The organism is Wolbachia endosymbiont (group A) of Gymnosoma rotundatum, from assembly GCF_947250765.1.
Lineage (GTDB): Bacteria > Pseudomonadota > Alphaproteobacteria > Rickettsiales > Anaplasmataceae > Wolbachia > Wolbachia pipientis.
In genome coordinates, this window is record NZ_OX366347.1 from 161,937 (window position 1) to 177,951 (window position 16,015).

At 32.7% G+C, this 16,015-nt stretch carries 14 protein-coding genes and 1 pseudogene; 11 read left to right on the top strand and 4 right to left on the bottom strand.

From position 1 onward, the window contains the following. Positions 1-459: 459 nt before the first annotated feature. Both OOK97_RS00785 and grxC read right to left on the bottom strand, forming a co-directional pair. Positions 460-1,332 (bottom strand): hypothetical protein, encoded by an 873-nt coding sequence (locus OOK97_RS00785; RefSeq protein ID WP_264705389.1) that lies wholly within the window; start codon positions 1,330-1,332, stop codon positions 460-462. Between the two features lie 115 nt (positions 1,333-1,447). Continuing rightward, positions 1,448-1,788 (bottom strand): annotated as a pseudogene (grxC, locus tag OOK97_RS00790) (glutaredoxin 3). 65 nt (positions 1,789-1,853) lie between these two features. Between grxC and ribF the strand changes: the two are divergent. Genes ribF through OOK97_RS00810 form a run of 4 tightly spaced genes read left to right on the top strand, consistent with a single transcriptional unit; the run spans position 1,854 to position 5,935 of the window. Beyond that, positions 1,854-2,786 (top strand): riboflavin biosynthesis protein RibF, encoded by a 933-nt coding sequence (ribF, locus tag OOK97_RS00795; protein ID WP_010082493.1) that lies wholly within the window; start codon positions 1,854-1,856, stop codon positions 2,784-2,786. After that, complete coding sequence (gene lspA / locus OOK97_RS00800) at positions 2,783-3,259, top strand: signal peptidase II (RefSeq protein WP_006279329.1); 477 nt, start codon at positions 2,783-2,785, stop codon at positions 3,257-3,259. Before ribF ends, lspA begins: the two co-directional genes overlap by 4 nt. Before the next feature lie 29 nt (positions 3,260-3,288). Continuing rightward, positions 3,289-4,629, top strand: coding sequence for a M16 family metallopeptidase (locus OOK97_RS00805; protein ID WP_007548859.1), 1,341 nt, complete (start codon positions 3,289-3,291; stop codon positions 4,627-4,629). Next, positions 4,616-5,935, top strand: a complete 1,320-nt coding sequence (locus tag OOK97_RS00810) for a M16 family metallopeptidase (protein ID WP_264705390.1) — start codon at positions 4,616-4,618, stop codon at positions 5,933-5,935. Before OOK97_RS00805 ends, OOK97_RS00810 begins: the two co-directional genes overlap by 14 nt. Before the next feature lie 9 nt (positions 5,936-5,944). Here the strand turns inward: OOK97_RS00810 and purN are convergent, their stop codons facing one another. Further along, positions 5,945-6,505: a phosphoribosylglycinamide formyltransferase gene (gene purN / locus OOK97_RS00815; RefSeq protein WP_264705391.1), complete on the bottom strand. Its 561-nt coding sequence runs from the start codon at positions 6,503-6,505 to the stop codon at positions 5,945-5,947. Between the two features lie 304 nt (positions 6,506-6,809). On the opposite strand from purN, the gene OOK97_RS00820 reads away from it, so the two are divergent. After that, positions 6,810-7,226, top strand: a complete 417-nt coding sequence (locus tag OOK97_RS00820) for a hypothetical protein (RefSeq protein WP_010082489.1) — start codon at positions 6,810-6,812, stop codon at positions 7,224-7,226. Here the strand turns inward: OOK97_RS00820 and OOK97_RS00825 are convergent. After that, the gene (locus OOK97_RS00825) at positions 7,219-7,749 is read right to left on the bottom strand and encodes a Na+/H+ antiporter subunit E (protein WP_006280659.1); all 531 of its coding nucleotides are present in this window, start codon (positions 7,747-7,749) and stop codon (positions 7,219-7,221) included. The genes OOK97_RS00820 and OOK97_RS00825 overlap by 8 nt on opposite strands. 68 nt (positions 7,750-7,817) lie before the next feature. Between OOK97_RS00825 and OOK97_RS00830 the strand changes: the two genes are divergently transcribed. The 6 genes from OOK97_RS00830 (at position 7,818) to OOK97_RS00855 (ending at position 16,012) form a co-directional block, all read left to right on the top strand. Continuing rightward, on the top strand, positions 7,818-9,794 hold the full coding sequence (locus tag OOK97_RS00830) for an ankyrin repeat domain-containing protein (protein WP_264705392.1): 1,977 nt from the start codon (positions 7,818-7,820) through the stop codon (positions 9,792-9,794). Between the two features lie 120 nt (positions 9,795-9,914). Next, positions 9,915-10,364 carry an SsrA-binding protein SmpB gene (gene smpB, locus OOK97_RS00835; RefSeq protein WP_264705393.1) on the top strand — a complete coding sequence of 150 codons (450 nt, stop codon included), beginning with the start codon at positions 9,915-9,917 and terminating at the stop codon, positions 10,362-10,364. Between the two features lie 6 nt (positions 10,365-10,370). Then, positions 10,371-11,162 (top strand): prolipoprotein diacylglyceryl transferase, encoded by a 792-nt coding sequence (gene lgt / locus OOK97_RS00840; protein WP_264705394.1) that lies wholly within the window; start codon positions 10,371-10,373, stop codon positions 11,160-11,162. Positions 11,163-11,852: 690 nt separating this feature from the next. Then, complete coding sequence (locus OOK97_RS00845; RefSeq protein WP_015589192.1) at positions 11,853-13,598, top strand: type I secretion system permease/ATPase; 1,746 nt, start codon at positions 11,853-11,855, stop codon at positions 13,596-13,598. Between the two features lie 361 nt (positions 13,599-13,959). Next, entirely contained in the window at positions 13,960-15,399 is a 1,440-nt protein-coding gene (locus tag OOK97_RS00850; protein ID WP_253303432.1) for a hypothetical protein, read from the top strand. Between the two features lie 4 nt (positions 15,400-15,403). Next, positions 15,404-16,012 carry a hypothetical protein gene (locus tag OOK97_RS00855; RefSeq protein ID WP_264705396.1) on the top strand — a complete coding sequence of 203 codons (609 nt, stop codon included), beginning with the start codon at positions 15,404-15,406 and terminating at the stop codon, positions 16,010-16,012. Positions 16,013-16,015: the final 3 nt, after the last annotated feature.

Genomic DNA, 16,015 nt, shown 5'->3' on the forward strand with positions numbered 1-16,015 from the left:
CTAATCTAAATTATAAACATTAAGAAATTTACTAAACAGAAAAAAAGGCAAAAGAAACCCTAGGGTAGCTAGTTATTCACTATCCATTTTTTAAGTTGGCGTTTTTTTATGTTTTAAATGCTTTATAAGCGCATTTTAGCTTATATTAGGTAAAAACCTAGAAGTTTTATAAAGACATAAGGTGCACATAGTGCAAAAAATTAAACATGAGACGCCAGATACGTGAGTTTTTTTGTCATTTAATCTGTACAGAGAAGATAAATAAATAGCTTCAGTTTTATGATAAGAGGGCTGGCGGAGTTTGTCAAGCAAGTTTTTTTGTTTCTGCGGACTACTTGAATAACGGCTACAATGTTTGTACAGCTATGTACATAGCTGGAACCCAAAAAAAGAACCAAGTAGCCTTGGCTACTTGGATGACAAAAGGTAATACAAGAAATCTATTGGCTCTCGTATATCTTAGTGAAACTTAATAAGTTTATCTATAGTTTTAGTGATGATTCTTGGAGTATCCGGAGAAACTGCTGAGCTCAGCCTATTTAACCGCTCTATAGCGAACTCGCTATTCTCATTTGCTATGAAATCACATAAAATATTTTCTATATCCTTAGTAACACTTTCATGCTTTCTCAGAGGATGATTATGTGGATACCTACTGATGGTTTTGATACTGGAATACTCAACAAAAGCTTGATCCTTAAAAGCAAGTTGTCTCAATTTCTCTTTGAATTTTCCTTCTTCCTCTTTTGCTAAAAGGCGAGACTTTATCAGTGACTTTATAATCAAATTTATAGCTTGATGTATTTCAGAATGCACTATAACTTTAATGGTATTTTCTTCTACTATACAATCATAAATATTTTTTTCGCTCTGTAACGACTCTATTAATTTCTTGCTACTTTGTGAATTCAATTCCAAATTCTCCTCACTCATAGGAGTTATTATGAAGGTGTTCTTACTCACTCTGATGTTAAATTGTGGAGAGCCTTCAGAAAAGGAAAATGCTACATCCTTAAATTCAAGTGCATGATTGTATGCAGCAAAAAGGGTATGTGCTATAACATTGCTGGGCACCTTCATTCCATGTTTACTCAGGTGGTTCAATACATTTTCAACCTCATGATATGTAAAGTCTGTATCTTTTAGCAATTCAACAACTTCTATGCCGTTGTGTTGTTTATACTCTATTCTCACTTCTTCTGTAAAAAGTGTTTTAGCTGCTATATGTTTATCAAGCACTGTGAAAATCTTGATGAAATTCTCTAAATCTTGTTTGTTAACTAATTCGATACTAATTAAGTTTCTGCTAATAATTGAAATATTTTTTGTCATTTTTTCCCACTAAAAAAACTCACTGAATGAATTGTATTTTTAATTCATTAAGAATTGTTTAAAGTGAGCATACTAGTTTTCATTTACGTATTACACGACAAAACAAGATAAAAAGTTACATAAAATCATCATGTGGTATAACACACTCTCCACATTCATCATTGCTGTTTGTGTAGGTTGTGACATCAGTGTGATTGTCATTATTATTTAGCATATCATCCAACTTTCCTTCTTTTTCAAGATCCATCAATTTGTCACACCCCCCAATGTGCTTATCGTTGATAAAAATCTGTGGAACTGTTCTAACGTTATACTTTGATTTTATGTCGTTAAATAGATCTGAGTTTTTGAGCACATCAATTTCTTCATACTTCACACCTTTTTATCTAGTAAATCCTTTGCCCTTATGCAGTATGGACAGCCCTTCTTTACATATATCACAACATTTTTCACAATTTATCTCCGTAGCTTACTAAAATATAGTTATTATATATAAGAAACATGTAAAAACATCAAATTGTATGAAAATTATTTATAATTGTGAGCAAGGGATAGAAAATAATATAGCACTAACCTTCGGAAATTTCGATGGCATTCATTTAGGACACGAGTTTGCAATTTCTACTCTCAAGAAGGTAGCACAAGAAAGAGGATTACCCTCTGCAGTTTTAACTTTTGAGCCTCACCCATCAACTGTTTTATTTGGTAGAAACAATTTTAGGTTAATAGACCAAGAACAAAAAAAGGAACTAATCAGCAGCTATGGTATAGATTACTTATATATTATTAATTTTAATAGAGGTTTTTCTGAGGTTAGCTGCGATGACTTTATCAGTGAGATTTTAATAGATAAATATGGCGCTAAACACATAATTGTCGGAGAAAATTGCACTTTTGGTCATAAACGATTGGGTAATATATTAACTCTAGAGAAATATTCTGAAATATATGGATACTCTTTGACTAAATTAGAGCCATTAACAATTGACGGCAAAATTTGCTCTTCTTCTTCAATAAGGGAGTATGTACAAAGGGGCGAAATAGAAATTGCTAATAAATTGCTCGGCAGGCCTTATCAAGTTTCTGGTGTTGTGACAAAAGGTGCATGTAGAGGTAGAGAAATAGGATTTCCAACCATAAATATTCCTATAGAAGATTGCATGATAAAACCTAAGTTTGGCACATATTACGCTAGAGTGACTTTTCCTGATAGTAATCCAAATTGGTTATATGGAGTAGTCAATATTGGTATGAGACCTACTTTTAAGGATCTGAAAAAGCCTATAATAGAAATGCACATATTCGATTTTGATGAAGACGTATATAGTCATAAAGTCAATATACAACTTTTAAAATTCATAAGGTCAGAAAAAAAATTCCATAGTATTGAGGAGTTAACAAAACAGATAAATTATGATATACTTAAAGTTTATAGGTTAAAGGCAAATTTATGAAAAAGTTATGCTTAGTTGTTATATTAATTATAGTATTGATTGACCAAACGAGCAAATTGTACATAAACTCATTGATTGATGAAGGAGAATCAATTGAGATCGCTAGTTTTATAAAACTAGTTGAAGTTTGGAATTCAGGTATTAGTTTTGGAATGTGTAGCGCTTTACCACATGGCGGTTTCTTTTTTTCAGCATTTTCAATACTAATAATTGGTATACTTGCATATTTGATATACAAGTCTGACGATCAGTCAACTTACCTTGGTTTTTCTCTGATGATTGGTGGAGCAATCGGAAACGTAGTTGATAGGATCTATTGGGGAGCTGTATATGATTTCATATATTTTCATATTGATGATTGGTATTGGCCAGCCTTTAATTTAGCAGATTTATCTATAGTTTGTGGAATGTTTACATTGTTATATAAGTGGTATATATACGATATGCTTATTTCTAAACAAAATGAGGAATAAAATAATTGTTTTTATATTAGGTCGAAATAATGCTTCATAAGTTTTTTAGTTTTCTTATACTACCTGTACTTTTTTTTACTTACCCAATTTCTTCGAATGCTTTAAACATAGAGCACAACATAAAATATACTAAACTCAGTAACGGACTAGATGTTTATGTTGTTTCTAATCATCGGATTCCAGCCGTTTTACATGCAGTAATATACAAAGTTGGGGGAATGGATGATCCAATCGGCAAAGCAGGATTGGCTCACTACTTTGAACATTTAATGTTTGAAACTACAGGAAAGTTCACAGATATAGAAGCCACTATGAGTAGCATTGGGGCTCAATTTAACGCGTTTACCACTAAAGAATATACCTGTTATTATGAGTTGGTCCCCAAAAAAGATTTACCACTTGCAATGGAAGTTGAAGCAGATAGAATGGGCAGCTTTAATGTTACTCAAGACAAAATAGATAGAGAAAAAAACATTGTGTTGGAAGAAAGAAAAATGAGATTTGATAATCATCCTAACAACTTGTTATGGGAAGAAATGAATAGTGCATTTTACCGTACTGGCTATGGTAGGTCTGTTATCGGCTGGGAGAGCGATATCAAAACTTACAATTTGGATGACATAACGAGGTTTCATGATAACTATTATCACTCCGGCAATGCAATATTACTGATTGTGGGTGATGTGGAACTTGATGAAGTAGTGAAATTAGCAGAAGAAAAATATGGCGAAATTAAAGCTAAGCCTGTAATGAGAAATTACCCAAATCAGGATCCAGTGCATAATGCAGGTCTATCGGTGACCTTAGAGAGCACTGAAGTAAAAGAACCAGTTTTATATTTTCGTTATCGTGTACCCTTATTTGAGCATATAAATGAAGCTTCCGCTGCTCATTTAGCGGTTGAAATTTTAGGTAGCGGCAAATCCAGCAAACTGTATAATGATCTGGTTTTAGATGAAGATGTGGCAGTATCAGTGTTTGCTTATTATAATAGCCTAGCTTTTAGTGATGGCTACATTGATATTCAGGTCATTCCAAAAAGCGGAGTTAATTTAGATATTGTTGAAAGAGAGTTAGATAATGCTATTAATAACTTCATGTCTAAAGGAATAACGGATGAGGAGTTGCAAAGCTCGAAATATAGATACAAAGCAGCACAGTTTGATAATCTATCTGACTTAACTCATATAGCGATGTTCTATGTGCCACACCTTGCACTTGGTATTCCACTTGATGAAATAGATATTTCATATAGCAAAATAGATGATGTTAATTTAGAGGATGTAAATAACAAAATTCGTACTATCTTTTCTTCCAATAAGTTAATTGGTCGTTTATTACCAAAAGGAGATAACAATGAGAATAAGTAAATTTGTACTTCTGTTTTTTTTCTGCCTAAGCTTTAATTTACAAGCAAGTGGTAGCTTAAATATAGAGGAGGTCACTACCCGTAAAGGATTTAAGTTTTTATTTGTCGAAAACTGTGCTTTACCAAAAGTTTCACTGAATATATCATTTAAAGATGCAGGTTATGTGTATGAGAGTGCAGAAAAACAGGGGCTTGCTTGGTTTACTTCTCTTGTAATCCAAGAAGGGGCAGGAGAAAATGACGCTAAGGATTTTGCAAAAAAACTGAAGATCAAAGGAATAAATTTACTTTTTTACCCCGATTTAGAAAGTTTCGGAGTGTCATTAGAAACTTTGTCTGAAAATTTAGAAGAAAGTATTTCACTACTTAGCGATGCTATAATACGTCCTAAAGTTGACTCTGAAGGGTTGAATAGAGTTTTCGAGAAAGCCAAAGTTGATTTTAATAATCTTGAAAAAAATCCTTATTTTGTTGCTGGAAAAGAATTAGATACGTTATTGTTTAAAAAACATCCTTACTCAAAAAGTGTGTACGGTACTCTTGATACTATAATGAGCATTACTAGAGACGATGTTTTAACATACATAAAGCGTAATTTTGCTAAAGATAACATAGTTATCAGTGTTGCTGGTTGTACAAAAAAAGAAGAAATTATTACGCTATTAGATAAATATTTATCTAAATTGCCGTCAAAAAGATCAAAAGTTAGAAAAATACCTGTGAAAAATGATTTTGGTTCTGCAGAAAGTAAGAACATTTTTATGGATATACCACAAAGTGTGATACTTTTTGCTCAAAAAGGTATAGCTTATGAAGATCCAGACTACTATAATGCTCAAGTTTTGGTTAATGCGCTTGGTGGTATGGGGCTGAATTCAGTGCTGATGAAAGAGCTAAGGCAAAATCTTGGAATTACTTATGGTATTAGTGCCTCTATGGCTAGTTATACGCATGCAAATATTATAGCCGGAGGTTTAAGTACTGATAGTTCTACTGCTGGCAAAGCTATATCAGCAGTAAAAGATACATTTAGCAGAATAAAAAAGCAAGGAATTGACGAACAATTGTTCAAGGATGCAAAAATTGGCTTGGTAAATAATCTTGTCCTTTTCCTGTCCAATAACACAAATACAGCAACGCTGCTAGATAATATGCAGATAAATGATCGTGATGTTAACCGTATAAATAATTATGCGAATATCATTAATGATGTTAAATTAGAGGAAGTAAACGAACTGGCAAGTTCTTTACTGGAACCTGAAAATTTATTTTTTGTTGAAGTTGGAAAAAACGCTCAAGGTCAATAATTATTACAGTCATATATCTTCTGCTATTGACCTTACTGCTTCTACATAACACTTATGCTCCTCAGCTAGAATGCGTTCTGAGAGGCTTTGAATATCATCAGCTGGTAACACTGGTACAACAACTTGAGCAATTATGGCTCCAGCATCAACTTCAGGAGTGACATAATGTACAGTACAACCTGTAATTTTTACACCTGCTTTTAGAGCTTGCTCTTGAGCGTTTAGGCCTTTAAAAGACGGAAGTAAAGAGGGATGAATATTTATCACCTTGTTATGCCATTTACTCAGAAAATCAGCTTTGAGAATTCTCATAAACCCTGCAAGGCAAATTAAATCAACCTTATGTTGAACAAGTATTTCGTGAATTTTACCAGCATCAAGCGGTTTATCTTTAACAATAAACGCTGAGATTCCTGCTTGCTCTGCTATTTTCAGACCAGCAGCTTCGCTATTATTTGTGATAACACATGCAACTTCTGCGGAAAAATTCTGATCTTGACATGCTTCTATTAAGGCCTGCATATTCGACCCCCTATCTGAAATTAGTATTCCGAGTTTTATCTTTTTCATTATAGCACAGTTAGTTTAGAATTTAGTTAATACTAACAAAACAGCTCAAAAGGAAAACTTATTTTATAGCAAAGAAGGCAGACTAAACTCTTTATATAAGTGGACCTCTAATTTTGAACCTCACTGGACAACACAAAATAACGAATAGCCCCATGTACCCAGCTAAAACTAGCTTTAATGCTTAGATATTGTGCTATTTTTGTATAATATACTACTATAAGTATATATTTTTGTAATCGCGTTATTATTTATTTAACAAAGTATTAGTATAATTTATTACACTGGATTAAATGGAGAAAGTTCAATGAGTAAATTACCGAACAATGCAAAAATAGGTAAATCTCAGGTTACTCAGTGGGAGGTAATAAAAAATTGTGAATATGCTGATAATTGCTTGTCAAAAATAGTAACTTTGTACGTTATTAGAATAACTCAGCTATCAGATTTTTATACGAGTGACGAACCTGAAATTAACACTGTTTTAGCAAGAATAAGCGTGACAAGTGAAAATGTATTTTTAAACAAGGCTACTACTATTGAAGTTATGGAAGGTATTTTTCCGTATAAATTCAACAGCAAGAAGAGAAATAACGTATTAAGGTTAGAAGATTTGTATAATTATTTATGTTCTATTGTTAACAATAGCCTTCCAAAAGAAATGCTTGAAAGTCTTGTAAGGGAATATAAGGATGCTGTTAACTTATTTAAAGCAATTACTTAACTGAACGTAGTATTTTTAAGATTTTATTTTCTATTTCAGAAATGCCGCTTTCAAGATCTTTATCTATCAAATACATGGTAGAGAAATATGTTTTCTGCTTACTTTCAACATTGATAGTTAAAGTTCCGGGAGTGATTGTGACTGAATTGGCAAATAACGCAATGCTTTCGTCATTATGCCCTTTGCATTTTCTTAGGATAATAATCGGTTCAAGCTTAGATTTGAGTTGTAGCACCTTTTTTGTTACATAAACACTTGATAAAATGATTTGGTACATTAACCATGGTATATAACTTACTAACTTATAAAACGACAGTCTACTCGTACTATTTAAAATCTGGCTAAGAGCTCTTTCAGCGTTTATCAACCTTCTAAAGATAAACGATGTGAATATACAGGAAAACACTCCACAAAAAATAAAAAACGGCTCAAAATAACCAGACAATACAGTCCATAGAACAAATAAAATTATAAATGACAGAGAAAAAAACTTGATTTCCTTCCTAAAGTTGAGGTTTTTCATAGTCTGTAATATAACTAAAATGACTCTTTAAGGAAAGATAATAACGAATATTTAGGTTCTTGACTTCTATGTTAAAAGATATAACAACTAAGTTATGTATTTTAAGTGAGGAAGTTATGAAATATGACAAATTTATGGAAATATTAAAAAAAATAAATGACCTTTCAGATTTGAGCAAGGACAATATAGTTGAAAAAATAAAAGCTAAGTTACAAGAAGAAGATCCAGATTTATGTCAAGAGTGGGAAAAGAGTAAACCTGACAATGATAGTGGATCTGGCATAAATTACATATTTACTATATCTTGTGGTCAAAATTCTAAGAAAGTCAAATTGTTACATCTTGCTTCTTATTGGAACTGTGCAAATGTAGCAAAAGCTCTGATTGAAAACGGAGCAGATATTAATGCAGAACATGATAATAAAATTACTCCTTTACATATTGCTGCTCACTATGGCCACGAAGATGTAGTAACCATTCTAACTGAAAAAGGAGCAATTGTTGATGCAAAAAATGGTGATGGATGGACTTCTTTACATTTTGCTGTTGAAAAGAACCACAAAAATGTAGTAAACATTCTAATTGAAAAAGGAGCAAATGTTAATGCAGAAAATGATAAAGGATGGGCTCCTTTACATATTGCTATTACAAATGGCCACAAAGAGATAGTACAAGTTCTATCAAAAGCAGAAGGAATCAACGTTGATGCAAAAAATAGTGATGGGTGGACTCCTTTACATCTTGCTGCTGAAAAGAACTACAAAGATGTAGTAAACACTCTAATTGGAAAAGGAGCAAGTGTTAATGCAGAAGATAATACAAGATGGGCTCCTTTACATTTTGCTGCTGAAAATAACTGCAAAGAGATAGTACAAGCTCTATCGGAAGCAGAAGGAATCAACATTGATGCAAAAAATAGTGATGGGCATACTCCTTTATGTATTGCTGCTGTAAATGGCTACAAAGATGTAGTAAACATTCTAATTGGAAAGGGAGCAGATGTTAATGCAAAAGGTGATAAAGGATGGACTCCTTTACATCTTACTGCTGCAAATGGCCACAAAGAGATAGTACAAGCTCTATCGGAAGCAGAAGGAATCAACGTTGATGCAAAAAATGGTGGATGTACTCCTTTGCATTTGGCTGTTGAAAAGAACTGCATAAATGTAGTAGAAATTCTAGTTGAGAAAGCAGATATTAATGCGCAAGATGATAATGGATGTACTCCTTTATATGTTGCTGCTGTAAAGAACTGCATAGAGGTAGTAAATTTTCTAGTTAGAAAGGGAGCAAATGTTAATGTAGAAGATGGTGAAGGATGGACTCCTTTACATCTTGCTGCTGAAAAGAACTACAAAGATGTAGTAAACACTCTAATTGGAAAAGGAGCAAATGTTAATGCAGAAAATGATAAAGGATGTACTCCTTTACATCTTGCAGCCAGAGAGGGCCATAAAGATGTAGTAGACATTCTAATCAAAAAAGGAGCAAAGGTTAATGCAGAAAATGATGATAGATGTACTGCTTTACATCTTGCTGCTGAAAATAACCACGAAGGTATAGTAAAAGTTCTGCTAGAAGCTGGAGCAGACTCTTCATTAAAAGATGTTGATGGAAAAACGCCAAGAGACCTCACTAAAGATCAAGGTATAATTCAGCTTTTAGAGGAAGCGGAAAAAAAGCAAACGTTAAAAAATGAGAATAAAAAAACGCCAAAGGATCTTACTGAAAATAAAGATGCAATGCAGCTTCCAGAGAAAAAGGAAGAAAAACAGGTTGGAAAAAATGCAATTATGAAAGAAAAAGAACAATCTGCAAAAAATGCAATTGTAAAAGGTGTTATTGTGTGTTTTGTAACTGCAGTGATAGTTGGTGTTGCACTTGCATTTGCTACTGCCCTATCTGTACCAGCAATAATTGGACTAGCTGCAGGATCTGCGCTCATAGTTGGTGCTGGTCAATATATAATGTCAAAGCCTAAAACTGAAATGAAAGGAGTAAAGCAGGAACTTGTATCTGGAAAGGCAAAAGAAGTACTTACTTGATTTTTGTTATCCTGTTGCTATCAGACTAGCCTGGCACCTTATATTTATTGGGATAACTGTTTTATTATGAATTAAGTCAAAAACTCTGTAATATATTGAAGCTTAAAGATATCTTTAGATATGGAAGTTATTGCAGAAAATAGGAAAGCAAGGTTTGAATATTTCATCTTAGAAGAATTTGAAGCGGGTATGGTCTTATTAAGCAGTGAAGTTAAATCGCTAAGAGAAAGAAAAGTAAATATTTCCGACGCCTACGTTGTTGAAAAGAATAGCGAAGTATGGCTGCACAATATGCATATTGCAGAATATAAAGCTGCGAACCGAAAAAATCATAAACCAAAAAGGGAACGTAAATTACTCTTGCATAAAAAGGAGATAAATAAACTAATTGGTCAAATCAAGACTGCTGGGATAACTGTTGTGCCGCTTTCGGTCTATTTTAACGATAAAGGATTTGCAAAAACTAAAATTGCCATTGTAAAAGGAAAAAAACTCTACGATAAGAGAGCAACCATAAAACAGAAAGAGTGGGATCGTGAAAAAAGTAGATTGTCTAAGAATAATTTATAGCAAAATATGTCTTTAAATCCAGTAATTTTCAGCATCGGTCCTGTTTCTATATATTGGTATTCTTTAGCATATGTTTTAGGTATAGTGTTTGCATATTGGTATTTACATAGGCTAGATGACCAAAAAATATTTACTAAGAATTTTTACGATTCGTTATTAACAGCCACTATTGTAGGTATTATCCTTGGAGGTAGACTTGGCTACGTATTGATATATGATCCAGTTCTTTATATAAGCAACCCTATCGAGATATTGAAGACCTGGGAAGGAGGGATGTCATTTCATGGTGGTGCTATAGGAGTTTTGTTTGTAGTAATAATTTCGTGTAAAAGACATAACATTCCTATATTTTATGCACTGGACCTAGTTTCTTGCGGAGTTCCCATAGGTTTATTTTTAGGTCGCATAGGCAATTTTATAAACGGAGAGTTATTTGGCAGAGTTACAACTATGCCATGGGGTATGGTATTTCCAGAGAGTGGTGATAATTTGCTGCGTCATCCAAGCCAGCTTTATGAGGCACTTTTTGAAGGACTGCTACTTTTTGCAGTTGCAAATTCACTGTTTTTCTTAACTAGAATAAGACTGTATCACGGTGCGTTAACTGGTATTGCAGTTATGTGGTATGGAATAGCACGTTTTTTCGTTGAGTTTTTTCGCGAACCAGACTATCAAATTGGCTATTTGTGGCTTGATTTAACTATGGGGCAGTTGCTTTCTATACCTATGGTTTTGCTAGGAATGCTTGTATATCTAGGCGCATTAAATTTAAAATTTAATACGAAATCTGTCACATAGAGAAAAGGTGAGTTCAATAGAAAAATGTAGCCAGAAGCCCCACATTATGCACAATTGTACGAATTTTCTGCGTTGCAGTAGAATGAATCGGTGGGCTTTGTTGCATCGCTAGCTATGATGGATTAAAGATAAAAAAGGTGGAGAATATCAGTAGCTTATTATTCTGGTATTTATAACAAGAACGGTCAGTGAATACCTAAATTTGAGTAAAAGAAATTTCACTACCACTCACTAATCTGGCTAAAATTCAAGAATTTCAATGCTTTAGCTATTTTCAATAGAATTAAATTTATTAATATAAATAACAAATTACTATTCTTAAATTTGATCAGATTGATTGCAAAAAAACAAGATTTTCAATAAGTTGCTTATAATCCTAATTATAGTTAGCCTTTCATAAGTAGCGATGCAACAAAGCCATCCCAGTGTCAGCTACTTTCATGACACCATTTGCTGTGCAGTTTACCTTCAAAAATGAATGTTCGTACAGCTATGGAATGAATCGCGGTATGACGTAGCTTCGCTATAGGCAATGAAGGAAATATTAACTATACTTCTTTTTACCATTGTTTATATTTCCTATTCACATATATTAATATTTTACTCACTTAAAGTAAGCTAACTACCGTTATTAATATTTTTGTAATAAAAATTGTATATGGTGCATGTAATCAAATTAAGAGGAAGATTGTGGAAATTACGCCATCAATAAAAAAAGAATTGAAGCAAAGTACTCTATATGTTTGCCTAGAAAAATGCAAAAGTGCATTTTGGTTTATCTTTTGGTTTAGTGCGGGAATCAATTTATTAATGTTATTCCTACCACTTTATACCTCTCAAGTGCTTGATCGGGTGATATCGAGCGAAAGTGTATCAACACTAACTATGCTGACAATTATCACTTTATCTGCATTTGCATGTTCTGCAATGCTTGAAACTTGTCGATATTTAGCCATGGCAAAAATAGGTGATTGGATCGATAAAACTGCAACACCAGATCTGATAGTAAGGTCAATCAGGCTAACGTCAGTGCAGAGCTCAACTTCAAGTGGTGAAGCAATACGAGATCTCGGAGTGATAAAAAATTTCATTACAGGAAATGGTATATTCTCACTGTTTGATACTCCATGGTCGTTAATTTACCTTGTTGTGATTTTCATGATACATACCTCCACGGGGTTTATAGCTATTACTGGAATTATTATATTAGTCTCTATGGCAATATGGAATGAACTTGCCACTAAACGAATATTACAAGAAACCAACGAAGAAACTATACGGAATATCAATGCTATAGATGTTGCAACAAGAAATGCAGAAGTGGTTGAAGCTATGGGCATGTCAGAATTCATAGTCTCTGATTGGTGTAAACGAAATGATCAGAACCGAGCAATGCAAATTAAAGCACAAAATCGCTCTAATGTAATTACTGGAATCACTAAATTTTTGCGCTCAACTCTGCAAATATCAGTGATTGGAACAGGTGCATTACTTGCAATCACAGCTCATAAGACTGCCGGTAGCATCATCGCTGCTTCAATTTTAATGGGTAGAGTATTAGCACCATTTGATGCTGCGGTTCATACTTGGAAGTTTTTAAATCAGGCTAGAATGTCATATGGAAGGCTACAAAGACTTATATTAACATCGCCAAAAAGAGAGCAAACGATGGCTCTACCAGAACCTGAAGGAAAATTGGAATTTGATAGAGTATTTTTTACTCCTTATGGAAGCAATAAGCCAACAGTAAAAGGAATATCATTCATTATAGATCCTGGAGATGTAGTTGGTGTTATTGGTGCAAGTGCTTCTGGTAAATCCACTATCGCAAAATTAACTGTTGGTGTATGGAAGCCAATATCTGGTGTAGTCAGACTAGATGGCGCTGATGTATATACTTGGAATCGAGAAAATTTTGGTAATTATGTTGGCTACTTACCTCAGGATATTGAGTTATTTAACACTAGTGTCAAAGCTAATATTGCTCGCATGAGGCCAGATCCAAATCCTGAAGAAATAATCAAAGCAGCAAAAATTGCAGGAATACATGAACTAATACTAAGCTTACCAAATGGATATGATACAACAATAGGAGGTCCTGGAGGAGTAACGCTCTCTGGCGGCCAAAAACAGCTTCTTGGACTTGCCAGAGCTTTTTATGGTCACACAAAACTTTTAGTACTTGATGAACCAAACGCTAACTTAGATAGCAATGGAGAGGCATGCTTAATTAATGCAATTGGCATTGCAAGAAAACAAAATACTACTACTGTTATCATCACTCACAAGCTACCGTTATTGTCCGTAGTTGATAAGGTGATCCTCATGTCAGATGGTGTCATTTACGCTATGGGACCAAAAGATGAGATTTTGAGCAAATTAGTTGCTCCATCATCAAGTACCACAGAAGATGAGCGCTCTTCAGCAAATGGTTAGTTTACTTACAATAAATTCTGTATCTGAAATAACAACTGTTCCAGAAAAATATATATTTCTTTACCATTAGAAATAATATTACAAGAATAGTAAATAGATTAATAACTCTTATTAATTAAAGTCAATCGGCAGATATAGCTAAAGTGGCTTAGGTTTACCTACAATTTGAAAAACAACAAATTCGTCTTAATGAATTTTCTTAATTTATTATCTAAATAACTTAATATTAGTGGTAATTTTATAAAAAAATTATAATATAAATAATGTTGCTGCGAAAATTTATAACAATATTTCCCTCTAACGTTTAATGAATTTCAATAAATTGCCTTTTTAATTCTAGATAAGTATATGCTTTGTTAATATGTTTAGTTCAAAATCCAAAAGTAAGTTTATGCTTTCTATTGGAGAAGAAGGCATAATGTTACTATATTTTAAAAATAATACTTTAAATAAAAGGTATTTTGTTAAGGGCAAAAACGATAAAGCAGTTTCCGATTTAATTTCATGTCTTTCGTCAGATAAAAAAGCACCTTTATACCTGGTGCTTAATCATGCAGATCAAAATTACTCGCTACAGTTTATTACAAGGGCAAACAAGATTAGTGCCTATCTATCAGCAAAAACAAAGATGGAGCATTTTTCTCGTAATAATGACATAAGTTCAGTTTTTTTGGTTGAGAAGCCAAACAAATTCAATCAAAACTGGTGCTATCTTCTTGTTTCATCAAAAGCAAAGCATTTAGTAGAATATTGGTTGAATGTGTTTATTGAGATAGGCTCCAACTTTAAGGGAATATTGATGTTTCCTATAGAAATAAGTAATATAACAAAAAAGATTCTACATAAAGATCCTAATAATTGGAAAATTATAGTTGCTGCAACTAAAACGGGAGGCTATAGACAAGTGGTTCTTAAAGAGAATAAAATGGTATTTACGCGCTTAACATCATTTACTAATGATAATTTACCAGGAATTATCGCTGGTGGAATATATCAGGAAGTGCAAGATACTATTCGATCCTTAACTAAGTTTGGGTTTGAAAAAAATAACCCTATCGACCTTTGTATCATAGTGTCAGAAGATATCAAAGCTAGTTTATCAGTCATAAATTTTTCAGAGAACAGTGTGAACATATTAACTCCATATGAGTTAGGCAAACTATTAGGAGCAGAACTAGCTATAAGTGAAAAAGATAACTTTTGCGATACCATAATTTTGTTTCATAGCTTTAAGAATAAATTAGCAGCTATTTTTAATACAAAGGAAACTAAAGAATTTTATCTATTCAATTACCTTTATTTAAACTCTCCTCGAATTTTTCTATACTTCGCCCTGGTTTTAGTTATAATAAACACCCTTTGTTTGCTAAATTTGTATTCAAATTTCAATGTCGCTGATAATTTATCAGCAAAGCAGAACACCTTAAATAACCAATTAACAAAACTTAGCCAAAGCTATAATGTAAAAAAAATAGATGAAATTTATGATTTTATTAATATCAATAATATTTTATCAAAAATAGAATACTCTCCTCTTACACAAGTTAAGTATGTAGAAAAGTTAAAAATACCAGGTATAGAGCTTCGATCATTTGAATGGAATTATAATGAGGCAAAAAGTTATATTACCACAACTTTAAAGTTTAATTTTCAATCCGGTAAAAATATTTCTCATCAATACGAGAAACTACGAAAAAATTTAAACGATAATTTTCGTACCTATGACATTAATATTTCTAGCTTACCTGCTGCTAAAGAGCAAAATCTATCTATTGATGTTGAAATAGGAGAGGCAATGTAGATTAATGACTATCTCTCAATTAAAAAGAAAAGCTACAATTCAGTTTATATCGTATTTGTTATTATCTGTTGGATTAATAGGGTTATTAACATATGTTGTTATCTATAACGAAAAGATTTATAATAAAAACCAAATTGCGATTGATAAAATACGTTCTATTAATTTACAGATTACTGGAATTCAAAAAAAGGAAGTTATTCTAAATAAAAACCTAGATTTATGGAAAAAAATTTCTTCTTCAAATTTACATAGTAGCAGATACATTGCAAATTTAAATTTCGAGCTTAGCAAGTTATATAAAAAGTACTATATATTAGAACCTGAAATATCAATTTCTATACCCGAAGAAGTTGAGCTCCACAACAAAAGTGAACGCACAAAAGTAATAAAAAGTGAAGTGGTCCTAAATTTAAGCTCAATCAGCGATAAGCATATTTTTTTATTTCTACAGTCTATTCCAAGTCTGCCCGGTTATGTTATGATCAAATCTCTTATTTTAAATAAGCAGAGAAATATTGATGCTGCAACTATGAATCAGATTTTGAATGGTAATATGATAGAGATAGTGAGAGCTAATATAGTCTTTGATTGGTATACTATATTAAGTAGATAAGGT